This is a genomic window from Agromyces cerinus subsp. cerinus (assembly GCF_900142065.1).
Classification (GTDB): domain Bacteria; phylum Actinomycetota; class Actinomycetes; order Actinomycetales; family Microbacteriaceae; genus Agromyces; species Agromyces cerinus.
In genome coordinates this window covers 560,060-576,362 of sequence record NZ_FSRJ01000003.1, presented here as the reverse complement: position 1 = coordinate 576,362, position 16,303 = coordinate 560,060, and the positions used below count along the sequence as shown (strand labels likewise).

The 16,303-nt window shown below is 69.6% G+C and carries 18 protein-coding genes and 1 tRNA gene; 10 read left to right on the top strand and 9 right to left on the bottom strand.

Annotation, left to right across the window (positions count from 1 at the left end):
• Positions 1-20: 20 nt before the first annotated feature.
• Positions 21-581: a ribonuclease FAU-1 family protein gene (locus BUR99_RS13130; RefSeq protein ID WP_084183977.1), complete on the bottom strand. Its 561-nt coding sequence runs from the start codon at positions 579-581 to the stop codon at positions 21-23.
• 86 nt (positions 582-667) lie between these two features.
• Between BUR99_RS13130 and rlmC the strand changes: the two genes are divergently transcribed.
• Positions 668-1,792 (top strand): 23S rRNA (uracil(747)-C(5))-methyltransferase RlmC, encoded by a 1,125-nt coding sequence (gene rlmC / locus BUR99_RS13125; RefSeq protein WP_074260786.1) that lies wholly within the window; start codon positions 668-670, stop codon positions 1,790-1,792.
• Between the two features lie 109 nt (positions 1,793-1,901).
• On the opposite strand, the gene BUR99_RS20620 is transcribed toward rlmC, so the two are convergent.
• Positions 1,902-2,024, bottom strand: a complete 123-nt coding sequence (locus BUR99_RS20620; RefSeq protein WP_268755770.1) for a hypothetical protein — start codon at positions 2,022-2,024, stop codon at positions 1,902-1,904.
• 170 nt (positions 2,025-2,194) lie between these two features.
• Here BUR99_RS20620 and BUR99_RS13120 point away from each other — a divergent pair, with 170 nt between their 5' ends.
• Positions 2,195-2,446 carry a hypothetical protein gene (locus BUR99_RS13120; RefSeq protein WP_143231629.1) on the top strand — a complete coding sequence of 84 codons (252 nt, stop codon included), beginning with the start codon at positions 2,195-2,197 and terminating at the stop codon, positions 2,444-2,446.
• A 109-nt stretch (positions 2,447-2,555) separates the two neighbouring features.
• Here BUR99_RS13120 and proC read toward each other — a convergent pair whose 3' ends face one another.
• On the bottom strand, positions 2,556-3,410 hold the full coding sequence (proC, locus tag BUR99_RS13115) for a pyrroline-5-carboxylate reductase (RefSeq protein ID WP_074260784.1): 855 nt from the start codon (positions 3,408-3,410) through the stop codon (positions 2,556-2,558).
• 104 nt (positions 3,411-3,514) lie between these two features.
• Between proC and BUR99_RS13110 the strand changes: the two genes are divergently transcribed.
• A complete protein-coding gene (locus tag BUR99_RS13110) occupies positions 3,515-4,477 on the top strand; it encodes a cation diffusion facilitator family transporter (RefSeq protein WP_074260783.1) in 963 nt (320 codons plus the stop codon).
• The gene (locus BUR99_RS13105; RefSeq protein WP_074260782.1) at positions 4,474-5,202 is read left to right on the top strand and encodes a glutamine amidotransferase-related protein; all 729 of its coding nucleotides are present in this window, start codon (positions 4,474-4,476) and stop codon (positions 5,200-5,202) included. Before BUR99_RS13110 ends, BUR99_RS13105 begins: the two co-directional genes overlap by 4 nt.
• A gap of 209 nt (positions 5,203-5,411) precedes the next feature.
• Here the strand turns inward: BUR99_RS13105 and BUR99_RS13100 are convergent, their stop codons facing one another.
• Positions 5,412-6,197 carry an SDR family NAD(P)-dependent oxidoreductase gene (locus BUR99_RS13100; RefSeq protein WP_074260781.1) on the bottom strand — a complete coding sequence of 262 codons (786 nt, stop codon included), beginning with the start codon at positions 6,195-6,197 and terminating at the stop codon, positions 5,412-5,414.
• Between the two features lie 115 nt (positions 6,198-6,312).
• Between BUR99_RS13100 and BUR99_RS13095 the strand changes: the two genes are divergently transcribed.
• Entirely contained in the window at positions 6,313-6,933 is a 621-nt protein-coding gene (locus tag BUR99_RS13095) for a TetR family transcriptional regulator (protein WP_200802731.1), read from the top strand.
• 246 nt (positions 6,934-7,179) lie between these two features.
• Here BUR99_RS13095 and tadA read toward each other — a convergent pair whose 3' ends face one another.
• Positions 7,180-7,647 (bottom strand): tRNA adenosine(34) deaminase TadA, encoded by a 468-nt coding sequence (tadA, locus tag BUR99_RS13090; RefSeq protein ID WP_074260780.1) that lies wholly within the window; start codon positions 7,645-7,647, stop codon positions 7,180-7,182.
• Positions 7,648-7,692: 45 nt separating this feature from the next.
• Between tadA and upp the strand changes: the two genes are divergently transcribed.
• The 5 genes from upp (at position 7,693) to BUR99_RS13065 (ending at position 13,431) form a co-directional block, all read left to right on the top strand.
• Positions 7,693-8,328 carry a uracil phosphoribosyltransferase gene (gene upp, locus BUR99_RS13085; RefSeq protein WP_074260779.1) on the top strand — a complete coding sequence of 212 codons (636 nt, stop codon included), beginning with the start codon at positions 7,693-7,695 and terminating at the stop codon, positions 8,326-8,328.
• Between the two features lie 498 nt (positions 8,329-8,826).
• The gene (locus BUR99_RS13080; protein WP_084183976.1) at positions 8,827-9,621 is read left to right on the top strand and encodes a winged helix-turn-helix domain-containing protein; all 795 of its coding nucleotides are present in this window, start codon (positions 8,827-8,829) and stop codon (positions 9,619-9,621) included.
• A gap of 391 nt (positions 9,622-10,012) precedes the next feature.
• The gene (locus BUR99_RS13075) at positions 10,013-10,456 is read left to right on the top strand and encodes a MarR family winged helix-turn-helix transcriptional regulator (protein WP_074260778.1); all 444 of its coding nucleotides are present in this window, start codon (positions 10,013-10,015) and stop codon (positions 10,454-10,456) included.
• Positions 10,457-10,568: 112 nt separating this feature from the next.
• A complete protein-coding gene (locus BUR99_RS13070) occupies positions 10,569-12,017 on the top strand; it encodes an SLC13 family permease (protein ID WP_074260777.1) in 1,449 nt (482 codons plus the stop codon).
• A 58-nt stretch (positions 12,018-12,075) separates the two neighbouring features.
• A complete protein-coding gene (locus BUR99_RS13065) occupies positions 12,076-13,431 on the top strand; it encodes a M20/M25/M40 family metallo-hydrolase (protein WP_074260776.1) in 1,356 nt (451 codons plus the stop codon).
• A 302-nt stretch (positions 13,432-13,733) separates the two neighbouring features.
• On the opposite strand, the gene BUR99_RS13060 is transcribed toward BUR99_RS13065, so the two are convergent.
• The 4 genes from BUR99_RS13060 to BUR99_RS13045 all read right to left on the bottom strand — a co-directional run bounded on the left by BUR99_RS13060 (position 13,734) and on the right by BUR99_RS13045 (position 16,275).
• Positions 13,734-14,027 carry a GNAT family N-acetyltransferase gene (locus BUR99_RS13060; protein ID WP_074260775.1) on the bottom strand — a complete coding sequence of 98 codons (294 nt, stop codon included), beginning with the start codon at positions 14,025-14,027 and terminating at the stop codon, positions 13,734-13,736.
• Positions 13,990-15,462 (bottom strand): hypothetical protein, encoded by a 1,473-nt coding sequence (locus BUR99_RS13055; RefSeq protein WP_074260774.1) that lies wholly within the window; start codon positions 15,460-15,462, stop codon positions 13,990-13,992. Before BUR99_RS13055 ends, BUR99_RS13060 begins: the two co-directional genes overlap by 38 nt.
• A 214-nt stretch (positions 15,463-15,676) precedes the next feature.
• Positions 15,677-15,749: transfer RNA gene (locus BUR99_RS13050), tRNA-Arg, on the bottom strand.
• A 127-nt stretch (positions 15,750-15,876) separates the two neighbouring features.
• Positions 15,877-16,275, bottom strand: a complete 399-nt coding sequence (locus BUR99_RS13045; protein ID WP_074260773.1) for an MmcQ/YjbR family DNA-binding protein — start codon at positions 16,273-16,275, stop codon at positions 15,877-15,879.
• Between the last annotated feature and the right edge of the window lie 28 nt (positions 16,276-16,303).

The window sequence follows — 16,303 nt, the reverse complement described above, 5'->3', positions numbered from 1 at the left end:
ACCCAGCGAATCCGGCGAAGTCACGCCAGTCGGTCAAGCCACCCCGCAGCCGTCGCTCCGTCGAACGGTGCCTCGCGCCGCCGCACTGCGGCCAGCACGGCATCGGCATCGGCACGCGCGCGCACCACGACCCCGGGCGGATACCCGAACTCCACTGCATGCTCGGCGAACTCGTCTTCATCATCGATGAACGCCGGCGCCCCCGCGCGCTCGACGACGTCGAGGTCGAGATCGACGTACGAGACGGTCCAGACCGACGAGTGCGTCGAGCCCGAGGCATCCGCTCGCCACTGGGGAACCGTCGCGACGTCGACGTAGATGCCGAGCCCCCGCGGATGGCCCGCGTTGAAGCCCGCTGCCCAGCCTGCGCGCGGGAAGAGCGAGACCGAGTCCCACGTCGCGGTGAACGCGTGCCCCGGCCGAGCGAACCGGGTGCCCGCCGGAAATCCGACCCAGTCGCCGTGCTCGTCGGAGCCGAGCCAGCGCCCGTCGAACTCCCAGTGCGGCTGCTCGGGCCATTTCATCGCGCGCACGCGCACGAGATCTCCGGGAGTGCTGGGGCGGTCGGCGGCGGCAGTCACGTGAACAACGTATCCCCAGGCGGTTTCGGCAGGCTCAACCCACAGCCCAGGCAGGCTCGACCTGCATCCGCGCCTACGCTGGAACCGTGGACTGCTCCTACTTCGACGCCGGGCGCTGCACCTCGTGCTCGCTCATGGGGCAGGCATACGAGCGGCAGCTCGCCGACAAGCAACGGCATGCCGAAGACCTCCTGCAGGCCCACGACGGCCTCGACTGGATGGCGCCGATCGGCAGCCGCGAAGACGGCTACCGCAACAAGGCGAAGATGGTGATCGGCGGCACGGCGGCGGCGCCCACCATCGGCATCCTCGACGCCGACGGCCACGGCATCGACCTCGAAGCGTGCGGCATCTGCTCCCCCGGCCACCGGGCGGCGTTCCCGGTGATCTCCGCGTTCATCACGCGTGCCGGGCTCACGCCCTACGACGTGCCGAGCCGCACGGGCGAGCTCAAGCACCTGATCCTCACCGAGTCGCCCGACGGCGAGCTCATGATCCGCTTCGTCGTGCGCTCGACCGAGCCCGTCGGTCGCATCCGCAAGCACCTGCCGTGGCTCCTCGCCGAGCTGCCGAACGCGCGCGTCGTCACCGCGAACGTGCTGCCCGAGCACAAGGCGGTGCTCGAGGGCGAGCACGAGATCGTCTTCACCGAGGCGGAGACGCTGCCGATGCGACTCGGCGACGTCACGATGCACCTGCGCCCGCAGAGCTTCTTCCAGACGAACACCGAGATCGCCGAGGCGCTCTACGTCGAGGCGCGCGACTGGGTGCGCGCACTCGCACCCGATTCGGCATGGGACCTCTACTCGGGCGTCGGCGGCTTCGCCCTGCACATCGCGGATGCCGCGGCATCCGTCACCGGAATCGAGACGAGCGTCGAGGCCGTGGCCAGCGCAGAACTCAGCCGAACGGATGCCGCACTCTCACGCGTGCGGTTCGAGTCCGGCGATGCCACCGCCTTCGCCCTGGGGGCAGAGACGGCCCCCGATCTCGTGATCGTGAACCCGCCCCGACGAGGCATCGGCCGTGAACTGAGCGGATGGCTCGAGGCATCCGCTGTTCGTCACGTGCTCTACTCGAGCTGCAACGCGGCCTCGCTCGCGCGCGACCTCGAGGCGATGCCGTCGCTCCGACCGGTGCGGGGCCGGGTGTTCGACATGTTCCCGCAGACGACGCACTTCGAGGTCATGGTGCTGCTCGAGCGAGCCTGAGGTCGAAACGCGAGTCGGCGGCTGCACGCGCCACCCCATCCGGGTCTGAGCTCGAGGTCGAGGCAGCGGCCGGGAGCTCGGCTGCGCTTCGCGCCCGGCCGCCTCGGCGTCAGCGCTTGCGCGGCTTGACGATGCCGTCTTCGGCCTTCTCGCGCTTCAGCGCTCGCTTCTCTTTCAACGAGAGCTGGGCTTGCTTCTTCGCGGTGCTTCCGCGGGCGTTCTTCTCGGACATGCTGGGCTCGCTTCCCTTCATCAGCTGGCGGGCTTCCGATGACCATAGCCCACCCCTCAGAGGAAGTCACTTCGCCGACCATCGGCCCACGACCGCGTTTCGAAACCGGCCCGGTTCAGGCATTTCCTTGCACGTGGGCTATACTGGCAGGTCACGCCAAAGGAGGCGACATGAAGAGGATCCCTACGTTCCTCGCGACGATGGTCGTCGCGACCTGGCTGTTCATGATCGGATTCGCCGCCGGTTTCGAGAGTGAACTCGCCGCCCAGCCGACACTCACGCGCGAGCACCCCGACGCACTGGTCGCCGGACTCACGATGGGCATCATCGCGGTCGGCGCCATGCTGGTGATCGTCGCCAGTGTGCGCGTCGCGAAGTCGCTGGTCAAGGCACGATCTCGCGAGGTCCCCAGGGCGCTGTAGCGCCGGCGCGTCGCGGCGTCGCACCTCGCGGCGCCGCGCCCCCGCGGGGCGCAGGCACGACGCCGGCAACACCCCGAGGTGCGTTCAGCCCGCCGCTGGAACCCGGCGCTCAGGCGCCGCCGGCGGCGAGCTCGCGCGCGCGAGCGAGCGCCGCATCGGTCGCGCGGTCGAACGTGCGCTTGAACCCGGCCTCCTCGAGCACGGCGACGGCGCGCTCGGTGGTGCCCTTCGGGCTCGTGACACGGCGTCGCAGCGCGGCAGGGCCGTCATCGGACGCGGCGAGCAGTTCGCTCGCCCCGCGGAACGTGCCCTCGACCATGACGGCCGCCTGCTCGGGTGTGAAGCCCTTGTCGACCGCCGCGGCCGTGAGCTGCTCGATCAGGTAGAAGACGTAGGCCGGGCCCGAGCCCGAGATCGTCGAGAGGGCGTCGATCTGCCCCTCGGGCACGACGAGCACTTCGCCGACGGTCTCGAACAGGGCCACGGCGAGCGCGAGGTCGTCGTCGCTCGACCGGGTGCCGGCCGAGACGCCCGTGACGGCGCGGCCGACGACGGCCGGCGTGTTCGGCATCGAACGGATCACCGCGACCGACTCGGGCAGCAGCGACTCGAAGGTCGCGACGGTGACCCCGGCGGCGACACTCACGACGATCGCACCGGGCTCGAGCGCTTCGGCGATCTCCTCGAGGAGCGCGGGCACCATCGCCGGCTTCACGGCGACGACCACGAGCTTCGCGCCGGCGACGGCCGTGCGGTTGGCCGAGGCATCCGTCTCGGTGGCGTACGCGACGACTCCGGGAAGTGCGGCGAGCTCGGCCGCCTTCTCGGCGCTGCGGTTCGTCGAACGAATGCCGCCGTCGACCTCGATGCCCGGCTGCAACAGGCCGGTGAGGATGGCGCGGGCCATCGAGCCGGCCCCCAGGAACGCGATCGCGGGCAGTCTGACGGGGGCCTCGGCACTCATGCGACCATCCTAGATTCGAGGCCGGATGCCGTGGACGTGGATTGCTGCACGAGCGCATCGGGCTCGACGCGAACGCAGCCAATCATCCCCTTTAGGATTGCTGCATGAGCGCATCGGGCGGCACCAAGGCAATCATCGCGGCGTTCCTCGCCAATACGGGCATCGCCCTGACGAAGTTCATCGCGTGGTTCTTCTCGGGTTCCACCTCGATGCTCGCCGAGGGCGTGCACTCGGTCGCCGACGCCGGCAATCAGCTGCTCCTGATCCTCGGCGGCCGCAAGGCGAAGAAGGCCGCCGACAAGGAGCACCCCTTCGGCTACGGCCGCGAGCGCTACGTCTACGCCTTCGTCGTGTCGATCATCCTGTTCTCGGTCGGCGGCATCTTCTCGATCTACGAGGGCGTCGACAAGCTGACGCACCCGCACGAGCTCGAGAACGCCTGGCTGCCGCTGCTCGTGCTCTCGATCGCGATCGTGCTCGAGTCGTTCTCGCTGCGTACGGCGGTCAAGGAGTCGAACACCATCCGCGGCCGCCAGAGCTGGGTGCAGTTCGTGCGCCGGGCGAAGGCGCCCGAGCTGCCCGTCGTGCTGCTCGAAGACGTCGCGGCCCTCATCGGCCTCGTGTTCGCGTTCCTCGCCGTCGGCCTCACGGTTCTCACCGGCAACCCGGTCTTCGACGCCATCGGCACGCTCATGATCGGCACGCTCCTCGTGGTCGTGGCCGTCGTGCTCGGCATCGAGACGAAGTCGCTCCTCGTCGGCGAAGGCGCCAACGACGACGACCTGGAGCGCATCGAGCAGGCCATCCTCGCCGGCCCCGAGGCCGAGCGCATCATCCACATGAAGACCCTCTACCTCGGCCCCGACGAGCTGCTCATCGCCGCGAAGCTCGGCTTCGCGGCCGACCAGCGCCTGCTCGAGGTGGCGGTGGCGACCAACGTGATCGAGCAGCGCATCCGCGACGCGGTGCCCTCGGCGCGCGCGATCTACATCGAGCCCGACGTCTACGTCGAGCCGAACCAGCCCGCACCGCCGACCGACGCCATCGTCATCAAGGGCCTCGAGTGACGCGAGCACGCCGCACCGCCCTGGTGCTGCGCCACGACTCCGCGATCGGTCTCGGCAACCTCGGCCCCACGCTCGAGGCGCACGGCTACGAGATCGTCACGGTCGACGCCCCGTCGACGGATGTCTCGGCGCTCGACGCCCTGGCGCCCGACCTCGTCGTGGTGCTCGGCGGCGACGAGGGCGCATACGAGACCGACCGCTATCCGTACCTCGCCGACGAGATCGCGCTGCTCCGCACGCGCATCGACGCTGAGGCGCCTATCTTCGGCGTGTGCCTCGGCGCTCAGCTGCTCGCCAAGTCGCTCGGCGCCGAAGTGTTCAAGGGCACGACGAAGGAGGTCGGCTGGCTGACGGTCGAGCCGACGGAGGCCGGGGCGAGCTCGCCCGTGCGGCACTTCGCCGGGGTGCCGACGGTGCAGTGGCACGGCGACACCTTCGAGCTGCCGGCGGGCGTCCATCGACTCGCCTCGTCGGGCGCCTACGAGAACCAGGCCTTCTCGAAGGGCGAGTGGCTGCTCGCCGTGCAGTTCCACCCCGAGGTCACCGACGAGATCCATGAAGAGTGGCTGCGCGAGTGGGGCGACGAGCTACCCGAGTACGGCCTGAGCCGCGAGCAGCTGCGCGAGGAGCGTGGGTCGTTCGGGCCGGTCGCGCAGGAGGCATCCGCTCGCCTGCTGGGCGAGTACCTCGAGGGGCTCGAAGCGCGCGACACGCGCGCTGCGTAGGCCCTCCCTCCACACGTCGCACCCTCGCACATTCACGCTGCGCCACTCCTCCCCGCCGTAGGTTCGGGGATCTGCGCGGATTCGGACCCTTCATCGCTGATCGATCCGAGTTCGTGCAGTTCTCCGACGTGGCGACGCACCGTATCCCCAACGCACACGGGCGCCGACCGGATGCTCCGGACGGCGCCCACGAGGCGTGGCAGTGGCGACTAGAAGTGCGTGCCGCCGTCGATGCGCACCTCGGTGCCGGTGATGAACGAACCGTCTTCGCTCGCGAGCATCGCGACGACGCCGGCGACGGCCTCGGGGCCGGCGAAGCCCTGCTTGATCGCCGGTGCGAGCTTCATGAAGAGGCTGAAGTCTGCGTCGGCGGGCAGGCCGGGACCCTGGCTCTGCTTGCTCTCGCCGCTGCCGTCGGTCATGCCCGACGAGATCGAGCCGGGCTGCACCGAGTTGAAGCGGATGCCCTGCTTGGCGTACTCCGCCGCGAGCGCGTGGGTCATCGACTGCACGCCGCCCTTGCTGGCCGCGTAGGCCGACATGTACGGGTGTGCGAAGGCGGCCGACGTCGAGCTGAAGTTCACGACCGCGGCGCCGTTGCCCTCGAGAAGGGCGGGGATCGACTCGCGGATCATGAGGAAGGTGCCGACGAGGTTCACGTTGATGACCTGCTGGAACTGCTCGAGCGTGGTCTCGTGGGTGTGCGAGGAGCGGAGGATGCCGGCGGCGTTGACGAGCACGTCGAGGCCGCCGAGCGCCTGGACGGCAGCGGCGACGCCCTCGCGCACGGAGGCCTCGTCGGAGATGTTCACGACGACGGTCGTGAGGCGGTCGGCGGCGTCGCCGGCCTTGGCCACGGTGTCGGCGAGGCCGGCGTCGCTCACGTCGGCGGCGACGACACGGCCACCCTCGGCGAGCATGCGGAGCACGGTGGCCTGGCCGATGCCGGAGCCTCCGCCGGTGACGATCGCGCGGCGTCCTTCGTAACGGTTCATGACAGGTGACCTTTCAGTGATCGGGAAGATGTACTACACGCTACGCCACAGTGACACGTTGTGCCAGTGTGGCGATGAGCGCCACGTTGAAGCCCTCATCGCGTACGCTTCGAACGTGGAAGAGAAACCCCCGACGCTGACCGAACGCCGCAAGGCCGCGACCCAGCTCGAGCTCGCCCGCGCCGCCGCCCGTCTCTTCACCGATCGCGGCCCCGACGCGACGACCGCCGAGGAGATCGCTGCCGCCGGCGGCGTGGCGCTGCGCACCTTCTACCGTTACTTCCGCACCAAGGAGGATGCGGTCGCCCCCCTCCTCTCGGTCGGCGCCGAGCACTGGCGCGCGCTGCTCGCGGCATCCGATCGCTCGGTCGACCCGCTCATCGCGATCGAGCAGGCCATCGCCGAAGCCCTCACACCCCCCGACGCCGAGCTCGAGGGCGTGCACTGGACCCGCGGACTCCTGCGTGCCGGCGCCGACGACCCCGCCCTCATGAACGTCTGGTACCGGGTCAACCGCGAGTCGGAGACGAAGCTGCGCGGTGTCATCCTCGAGCTCGGCGGGCCGTCGGTCGACGAGTCGACCGCACGACTCGTCGCGGCTGCGGCCACCGATGCGATCCGCATCGCACTCGAGGCCTGGGCCGAGACGGATGACCCCGAGCTCGGGCCGGGCTCACCGGCCGAGCGGGCCGTGCAGAACTTCCAGCGCCTCTCGGCGGGCCTCACGAGCGCCTGAGCGGGTCCTCGAAGAAGTCGAGCAGCCGCCGCGCCGCGATATCCACTCGCCTCACGAGCGCCTGAGCGGGTCCTCGAAGAAGTCGAGCAGCCGCCGCGCCGCGATATCCACACGCCTCACGAGCGCCTGAGCGGGTCCTCGAAGAAGCCGAGCAGCCGCCGCGCCGCGATATCCACACGCCTCACGAGCGCCTGAGCGGGTCCTCGAAGAAGCCGAGCAGCCGCCGCGCCGCGATATCCACTCGCCTCACGAGCGCCTGAGCGGGTCCTCGAAGAAGTCGAGCAGCAGTCGCGCCGCGGCATCCGCCTCGACGCCGGCGAACACCTCGACCCGGTGGTTCAGCCGTCGATCCCGCAGCACGTCGTAGAGCGACCCGGCTGCGCCGGCCTTCTCGTCCCATGCGCCGAACACGACCGTCGGGATGCGCGCGGCGAGGATCGCACCGGCGCACATGACGCAGGGCTCCAGCGTCACGACGAGGGTGCAGTCGGTGAGCCGCCAGTCGCCGGTGACCTCGGCGGCCGAGCGAAGCGCCAGGAGCTCGGCATGAGCGGTCGGATCGCCGTGCAGCTCACGTTCGTTGCGGCGGGCGGCGATGACCGCTCCGTCCGCGTCGACGACGATCGCGCCGACCGGTACATCGCGCGTCGCGGGCGCCTGAGCGGCCTCGGCGAGCGCGAGGCGCATCCACTCGCGATGCTGCGGCAGCTCCATGATCCCCTCCTCCGCGCTCGACCCTCCCGAACTAGACTCGAGCCTATGCGAGTCCACGTTGCCGACCACCCGCTCATCACCCACAAGCTGACGGTGCTCCGCGACGTGAACACCCCGTCGCCGGTGTTCCGCTCGCTCGTCGAAGAGCTCATGACGCTGCTCGCCTACGAGGGCACGCGCGGCGTGCGGGTCGAGCCGGTCGACATCGTCACGCCGGTCGCACCCACCACGGGCGTGCGCATCGCCGACCCCAAGCCGCTCATCGTGCCGATCCTCCGCGCGGGGCTCGGCATGCTCGAGGGCATGACGAAGCTCGTGCCCACGGCCGAGGTCGGCTTCCTCGGCATGGCACGCAACGAAGAGACGCTCGAGCCCACCACCTACGCCGAGCGCCTGCCCGACGACCTCAGCGACCGCCAGTGCTTCGTGCTCGACCCGATGCTCGCCACGGGCGGATCGCTCATCGCGGCGATCGAGTTCCTGCTGAAGCGCGGGGCGACGGATGTCACGGCCATCTGCATCCTCGCGGCCCCCGAGGGCCTCGCGGCAGTCGAGCAGGCGATGGAGGGTCGCGGCGAGGTGACCGTCGTGCTCGGCGCCGTCGACGAGCGCCTGAACGAACTCGGCTACATCGTGCCCGGCCTCGGCGACGCGGGCGACCGACTGTACGGCACGGTATAAGCGCCGCCACACGGCCCCAATCCCGAAGGATCTTCGAGCCTCGACACGCCGAGGTGAGAATCCGACGCGGAAGATTTCTGAAACTGCGTATTCATCGCAGAATCTTGCAAACACTGCCATGGGCTGACTGATCCTGCCGGATGCCTCTCGGCATCGCGCACCGCGTGCGATGTCACACCCCGTCACGCGATGGTCACGAATTGACACATGCTCGGTGATCGGTTTGACTGACGCTCATGACAGACACCGCACGCAACCTGACCGCCCACGGCGCTCTCAGGACGACCGGCATGATGATGCCGGCACGTGCAGCCATGTGTTGTCGAATGTGCCGCTGACCGCGACCCCACCGCCGAGTTCCGCAGCCGATCCGCACCCAGATCGACGCCGACTCCTCTGAACCCACCGCATCCGGGGGTTCGCCCGGCCGTACGGCCATTCGCTCAGACCCCACTCCAGGGGTCCGTCGCTGCACCCTTCACGCAAGGATTCTCCGTCATGTCTCTCGCACTCGCACCCGCTCCCATCCGTACCGTCCAGGCCCGCACCGCACCGTCGCTCGCCGCAGCGCCGGCGCAGGTGTCGGCTCCGCTCCGCTCCGTGCCCGCCGAGGTCGCCCAGTCCGGCGTCGCAGCGTCGGCCGAGTCCGCGTCGGCTGCCCGCAGCCCGCGGGTCCGCGCCGTGCCCGAGGGCACTGAAGCTCGCGGCTTCGTGCTCTACGTCGGCATCGACGAAGCCAAGGCCCTCTCCGACGGCACGACCCTCCACCGAATCGTCGAGGCGCTGCGCGCACTCACCGCCGAGGTCTCCCCCTCCGCCGAGACGTACGCCGCGGTGGCACTCGCACCCGAAGGAGCCGGCGGCCGCGACGTCGACGTCGTTCGGCTCGCCCTGCAGGACCCGGCGGCGCTCGCCAAGCAGCGCGAGGGTCAGGGCGTGCGCGACGACGCCGACCGGCACCCCAACGGCGTGATCATCGACATCTCCCGCAAGCGCGTGCTGCTCGACGGCGAGGCTGCGGGCCTCACCTACAAGGAGTTCGAACTGCTGCAGTACCTCGTGCTCCGCGAGGGCCGCACGATCGACCGCCACGAGCTCATCGACAGCCTCTGGGACGCCGACGACGAGGCCCCGAGCGAGCGCACCATCGACGTGCACGTGCGTCGCCTGCGCTCGAAGCTCGCGCACTACCAGGACATCGTGCGCACGGTTCGCGGCGTCGGCTACCGCTTCGACCGCCACGCGGATGTCTCGATCCGCCAGGCCTCGACGCCCTCCCCCGACCTGTACTGAGCCGGCGCAGGCGCCGACGAGCGCCGCGGAATGAGCCGTCTCGAAAAATAACGGAACGATAACTAGCGCCTGTTACCGATCCGTTATATATTCGGAACTGCGCCGCTTGTTTGCTGTGGCAAGCGGCGCGGAATGTGATTGCAGGACACTCTTGGTGCAAGGGAGAGGGTCGGTCGCCAGCCTCTGCGACCGGCCCTCAACCGATTCCAGCCGCAGACGACCGAGGGGCGGCGCCCAGCACCGCCAGCCTCTGCGACCGGCCCTCAACCGATTCCAGCCGCAGAAGATCGAGGGGCGGCGCCCAGCACCGCCAGCCTCTGCGACCGGCCCTCAACCGATTCCTCCCGAGGTTCCCTATTGTGGGATCAGCCCACAATCGGAAGGACCCCGCATGGCAGATCGCGCGATCACGGTGGCCGCTTGGGAATCGCTGTTCCGTGCGCAGGTCTCGATCATGCGCGCACTCGCGGCCGACTTCCCGAGCGAGGTCATCTCACTCAACGAGTACGACGTGCTCTTCAACATCACCCGCGCTCCGGGCCGGCGGCTCCGCCTCAAAGACCTGAACCAGAACGTGCTCATCACCCAGCCGAGCGTGAGCCGGCTCGTCGACCGGCTCACCGCCCGCGGGCTCGTCGCGAAGCTGCCCGACCCGCGCGACGGCCGCGGCACGATCGTCGCGATCACCGATGAGGGCTTCGACCTCTTCCGGCGCGTCGCGATCACGCACATGGACGCGATCAATCGCCAGTTCGGCGACAGCCTGTCCGAAGAGGAGCTCCGCACGCTCGCCGACCTCTGCAACCGGCTGCGCCCCGAACTCGACCGGGCCTGACACCCGGCCGATCCCCGGAATCACGCGCGAGAACTCGGTATAGACGAGCGGCTCCCCACAGCGTTACTCTCAGCTCAGACAGTGGGTCTGGCTGGGTTCCTGGGGGGAAGTCATGGACATCGTGCTCGTCATCCTGCAAGGCTGCATCGTCATCGGCGCGATCGTACTCGGCGTCCGGACCGGCGGCATCGGACTGGGTCTCTGGGGCGTCGTCGGCACGGTGATCCTCGTGTTCGTCTTCCAGCTTCCACCGGGCGCCATCCCGATCGACGCGTTCTTCATCATCATCGCGGTGATCACGGCGTCGTCGGCGATGCAAGCGGCAGGCGGCATCGACTATCTCGTCTCGATCGCGTCGAAGATCATCCAGCGCAGTCCGAAACGACTCACCTATGTCGCCCCGATCGTGGCGTTCGTCTTCACCGTGCTCTCGGGCACCTCGAACATCTTCTTCGCCCTCATCCCCGTGATCTACGAGACGGCCTACCGCAACGGCCAGCGCCCCGAGCGAGCGCTCGCGGCCTCGACCGTCACCTCCGGCCTCGGCATCACGGCGAGCCCGGTGTCGGCGGCGATGGCGGCATACCTCGTACTCATGGACGGCACCGGCTACGGCCTGCCGCAGATCCTCCTCATCACGGTGCCTGCTGCCCTCATCGCCTGCCTCGCGACGTCGCTCGTGCAGCAGCGCGTCGGCAAGGACCTGCTCGACGACCCGGAGTACCTGAAGCGGGTCGCCGACGGCACGGTGGAGGTGCCGGCCGCGCTGAAGGCCCGCTACGAGGCCAAGGTCGGCGCCGGCACCACGGGCGGCGGAACTGCGACCGCGACGGCCACGATGACGGGCGGTCCGGATGCCGCGGCAGGCGACGTCCCGCCGGCACCCGTCGAGCACCCCGTGCCACCGGGTGGCGCGACCGCCGCGTGGATCTTCGTCGCCGGCACCTTGGTGATCGTGCTCCTCGGACTCTTCCCGGGCCTGCGTCCGGCGTTCCCCGATGAGGCCGGCGAGCTCGTGCCGATCGGCATGTCGACCGTCATCGAGATGATCATGTTCACGGTTGCGCTCGTCATCATCCTCGTGCGCAAGGTCAAGCCGTCACTGGTGGTCGAGCAGCCCCTGCTGCGGGCCGGCTTCGTCGCCGCGGTGGCGCTGTTCGGCATCGCCTGGATGGCCGACACCTTCATCTCCGCCAACGAGGAGACGATCATCGAACCGCTCGGCGCGATGATCGAAGCGAATCCGCTGCTCCTCGCCGTCGCACTGTTCCTCGTCTGCGGCCTCACGACGAGCCAGTCCGCGACGACGAACACGATGATCCCGATCGCACTCGCCTCCGGGCTCGCCCCCGGCATCATCACGGCGATGTGGCCGTCGCTCATCGGCGTCTGGCTCTTCCCGGCCAACGGCTCGCAGATCGCCTCCGTCGAGACCGACCTCACTGGGTCGACGAAGCTGACCCAGGTGCCGGTCTGGCATTCCTTCACGATCCCGATGCTCGTGTCGTGGGTCGCCGTCGTCGGATCCGGCCTCCTGATCCAGCTCATCGTCCCTGCCTGACCCGCGTCGCCGCGACGCCGGCCGACCGCTTCCGTACCATCCAGCCGAGGAGGAACCCATGACCGACGCCGCCGACGTGAAGTCCGCCGCAGCGCAGTTGATGCCCGAGGTGCTCGAGCGCCTCGAGACCCTCGTGCGCATCCCATCCGTCGCGTTCCCGGGTTTCGACCCAGAGCCCGTGCATCGCATGGGCGCGGCCGTCGTCGAGCTCTTCGAAGCGGCGGGGGCGACCGGCGTGACCCTGCTCGACGTGCCCGACGGCTATCCGTGCGTCTACGCGGACCTGCCCGGCCCCGAGGGGTCCCCGACCGTGCTGCTCTACGCCCACTACGACGTGCAGCCTGCGGCCGAGAGTCAGGGCTGGTCGAGCGAGCCCTTCGAACCGGTGACCAAGGACGACGGCCGCATCTACGGGCGCGGGGCCGCCGACGACAAGTCCGGTCTCGTCATCCACTACGGCACCCTGAAGCTCCTCGGCGCCGACCGGCCGTGCCGCGTGAAGATCCTCGTCGAAGGCGAGGAGGAGACGATCTCCCACCTCGAGGCGTTCGTCGAGGCGAACCCCGAGCTCTTCGCCGCCGATGCGTACGTCATCGCCGACATCGGCCCGCAGCGCGTGGGCCGGCCGGGCCTCACGACCGCCCTCCGAGGGGATGTCGCGTGCACGGTGACGGTACGCACGCTCGGCAACCCCGTGCACTCGGGCATGTTCGGCGGCGCGGCCCCCGATGCCATGACGGCGATGATCCGCATCCTCGACACCCTCCACGACGAGCACGGCGACACCGTCATCCCCGGCGTCGACAGCGGTCACTGGAGCGGTGCCGACATGGAGGAGGACGTCTACCGCGAAGGCTCGGCCATCCTGCCAGGGGTCGACTATCTCGGCACGGGCTCGCTCTCGGACCGGATCTGGGCGAAGCCCTCCGTCACCGTGCTCGGCATGGACCTGCCGAACACCACGGAGGCGTCGAACGTGCTGCTGCCCTCCGTCACCGCGAAGCTCTCAATGCGCATCGTGCCCGGCGCCGACGCCGACGCGCAGCTCGACGCGCTGATGGCGCACCTGCGAGCGCAGCGCCCGTGGAACTGCGAGGTCGAGGTCGAGAAGGTGAAGACGGGGCATCCGTTCGCCGTCGACGCCTCGCACCCGGCGATCGTGGCCGCCGAGTCCGCGCTCGAGGCGGCCTACGGCGCACCCGTCGAGTCGATCGGCAGCGGCGCATCCATCCCCCTCGTAGCGTCGCTCCAGAAGGTCGCCCCGGGTTCGGCGATCGTGCTCTGGGGCGCTGAGGACACCGCTCAGTCGCGCATCCACGCGTCCGACGAGTCGGTCGACCCCGGCGAGATCGAGCGGATGATCGCCGCGCAGACGCTCTTCATCCAGGGACTCGCGGCGGCCGAACAGTCATGATCGAGTCGGCCCACACGGGACGGCGGGGCGGGAACCCTACCTCCCGCCCCACCGCGGTCTCCTTGGGAGACCACTCCCGCCGAGCGACCCGAACTGAGCCCGGCGAGCTTGTCCCGGCGATCGAAGGAATACTCGATCGCGCTGCTCACCGGGGACAGCGCGAGCAGGTCGGCACGGGGGTCGACTCGGGTCTGCTCGAATGGTATCCGCCAGTTCGACCGCTGGGTACTGCCCCGATCGGGGGGTGAGAACGCTTCCATGCCTGCCGTTGCGGCGATCGCGCGGCACGTCGATGCCGTCGATCAGGGCCAGTCGACGGACGCCTCGTACTCCTCGTGTCGGCGCAGGTAGGCGGCGATGAACGGGCATTCGGGCACGATGCGCTCGCCGCGGGCGACGGCGTCGTCGAGCACGAACCTGGCGAGCTTGCTGCCGAGGCCGCGCCCCTCGAACTCGGGCAGCACCACGGTGTGCGTGAAGACGATCACGCCGTCTTCGAGGCGGTACTGCGCGAAGCCCGCGCGCTCACCCCCGAACATCAGGTCGTAGCGGTGACGGTCATCGTTGCGGACGATCTCGACGATGTCGGTGGCCATGGCGCGACTCTACTCGACCGTCGCGGCGGATGCGCCGCGACCGGCGCCGCCCTCGCCGTCGGGATGCGCTCGCCGAGGGCGTCGCCGCCGCGCTCAATCGCACGGTCCGTGCGGGCACGACGTGTCGCAGTCTCCGGCCGGCGCCCCTGGTGCCGGGCGGCACCGTGAGCGTGCTCGCACGGTTCGCCGCTTCAGGTCGGCCGACTCGAGCGACGGCGTGCGGCACGGGTGCGCGGCGCGCCGCACCGACGGGTCGCGGCATGCAGCGGCGGATGCCTCGCACGGGCGCCGGGGCATCCGCCGCGCAGTCTCCGTGCTCGTGCACGGTCGCGACGACGAGTGCGATCAACCAGGCGAACACGAGCGTGAACGCCACGAGTTCGAACACGGTCAGGTTGAAGACCCCGAGTCGGTCGTAGGCCACCATCGCGACCGCTTCGACCACGAGCGCGACGTACGAGAACCAGGCGAACCAGCGCGGAACGCGGGGCGCGAAGAGCTGGATGCCGAGACACAGCATCGCGAAGGACGCTGCAGCGCCGACCGCGAAGGCGTTGTGCAGGTCGGTGGCGGTGTTGATCGGCACGAGTCCGACGCCCATGAGGTTGAACCCGACGAGTGCGATGAGCACGCGCATCACGGTGCGCCCGCCGGGCCGGAGCCCGAACGGCCCGTACGCGAGCGCGCGGGTGAGCAACGCCGAAAGGCCCGCCATGCCGAAGCCCGACACGATGATCGCGACGTTGAAGCACGCGGCGGCCAGGTCGTTCGAGGTGCCCAGGGTGCTGAAGTTGCGGGTCCACCACTCGCCGGTGGGGGTGATGCTCATGCTCGCGAGGCTTCCGGCGGCGAGCAGCATGGCCACGAGGTTGAACGTTCGGTAGGCCTCGTGCGCGATCGCGTGGCGATGCAGCTGGAACGTGCCGACGCCGAACACGACGCCGAGGAGGACGCCGTACAGTTCGTGTCCGCCGGGGAGCCCGTCGAAGGCCGAGGAGGTGTAGTGCACGCCGAGCAGCACGATCGCCGCCCACGTCAGCCCGTTGGCGATCGCCCGCGACTCGACGCGCAGCGCCGGCAGCCCGAAGCGCGCGAGCCGCGCGATCGCGCTGTTCGATGCCGATGCCACGACGAGGCACGCACCGACCGCCGCCCCACCGGCGAGTGCCGGCACCACCCAGACGACGTCGATCGCGTGCGAGCCGCCGGTCGCCGAGAACCTGGGGTCGAGGGCGCGATACAGGATGATCGACACGGCCGCGGCGATCAGCAGGGCATAGACGCGTCGCACATGAGCGGCCAACCGCCGCGCGCGCACACCTCGTGGCCGAACGCGCCCCACACGTTCGGCGGTGCCGGGACCCGTCGCCCGCTGCGGCACGACGAGGATCCGGTTCGACGACTCCGGGCCGACCCCGGCGAACGCACCCCTCATATCCGAACTCTCGATCCCCAGAATCAGATGTGTTCGCGAGCCTAACCGGCGCCCATCGACCGCGTCATCCCCGGGCGACGTTCCCCACGCCTATACCCAGCAGACTCTCAGCAAACTGCTGGCGATCATGAAGCACGTGCACAGTGGAGCTTGCGTGGGGGAAAACAAGAACGGCCCGCCGAAGCGGGCCGTTCTCTTACTGTCTCAACCAGTGTGCGCCCGGAGGGATTCGAACCCCCAACCTTCTGATCCGTAGTCAGATGCTCTATCCGTTGAGCTACGGGCGCAGTCATGTGGCCTGGCGCTTCCTTCGCGATCAGGCAACCACGTAACTCTAACGCACCCGCTCGGATCTCGCCAATCGAGCGGAACCTCGGCCGTGTACGACGACTCGATGCAGGCGGAACCCGCGACTCAACCGTCGGCGTGCTCGGGCCGCAACGCATCGAGCGCCACGAGCTGCCGTCGGTTCGCGACCTGCCGGTACGAGGTCTCGATGAGCTCGGCCAGGAGTTCCCAGTCGGTGTCGGGCCGATCGAGGTCGACGCCGACCCATCGCTCGCGGTCGTAGTAGGGCGGCCCGAAGAACCGCCCGTCTTGCACGAGTGCGTGGTGCTCGTCGGGGTCGGTCTTCAGCACGATCGAGAGCGGTCGCTCCATCGAGGCGCTCACGTGCACGAAGATCGGCTTCGCGGCGCGGAAGGTCGGCCGGCCCCACGCCTCGACCTCGACGGACTCGGGCAGCGCGAGGCACACGGCGCGCACGCGCTCGACGAGCGGATGCCGCGGGTCGACGACTCGGGGATGCTCCACGCCGCCAACGGTACGCCGCACCGGCGAC

Bases quoted from the DNA above. Each gene is read 5' to 3' on its own strand.
- BUR99_RS13065 (WP_074260776.1), top strand. From the start codon at position 12,076: ATGACCGACGCCGCCGACGTGAAGTCCGCCGCAGCGCAGTTGATGCCC.
- BUR99_RS13080 (WP_084183976.1), top strand. From the start codon at position 8,827: ATGTCTCTCGCACTCGCACCCGCTCCCATCCGTACCGTCCAGGCCCGC.
- BUR99_RS13120 (WP_143231629.1), top strand. From the start codon at position 2,195: ATGAAGAGGATCCCTACGTTCCTCGCGACGATGGTCGTCGCGACCTGG.
- tadA (WP_074260780.1), bottom strand. From the start codon at position 7,647: ATGGAGCTGCCGCAGCATCGCGAGTGGATGCGCCTCGCGCTCGCCGAG.
- proC (WP_074260784.1), bottom strand. From the start codon at position 3,410: ATGAGTGCCGAGGCCCCCGTCAGACTGCCCGCGATCGCGTTCCTGGGG.
- BUR99_RS13060 (WP_074260775.1), bottom strand. From the start codon at position 14,027: ATGGCCACCGACATCGTCGAGATCGTCCGCAACGATGACCGTCACCGC.
- upp (WP_074260779.1), top strand. From the start codon at position 7,693: ATGCGAGTCCACGTTGCCGACCACCCGCTCATCACCCACAAGCTGACG.
- BUR99_RS13075 (WP_074260778.1), top strand. From the start codon at position 10,013: ATGGCAGATCGCGCGATCACGGTGGCCGCTTGGGAATCGCTGTTCCGT.
- BUR99_RS13070 (WP_074260777.1), top strand. From the start codon at position 10,569: ATGGACATCGTGCTCGTCATCCTGCAAGGCTGCATCGTCATCGGCGCG.
- BUR99_RS13110 (WP_074260783.1), top strand. From the start codon at position 3,515: ATGAGCGCATCGGGCGGCACCAAGGCAATCATCGCGGCGTTCCTCGCC.
- BUR99_RS20620 (WP_268755770.1), bottom strand. From the start codon at position 2,024: ATGTCCGAGAAGAACGCCCGCGGAAGCACCGCGAAGAAGCAAGCCCAG.
- BUR99_RS13055 (WP_074260774.1), bottom strand. From the start codon at position 15,462: ATGAGGGGTGCGTTCGCCGGGGTCGGCCCGGAGTCGTCGAACCGGATC.
- BUR99_RS13100 (WP_074260781.1), bottom strand. From the start codon at position 6,197: ATGAACCGTTACGAAGGACGCCGCGCGATCGTCACCGGCGGAGGCTCC.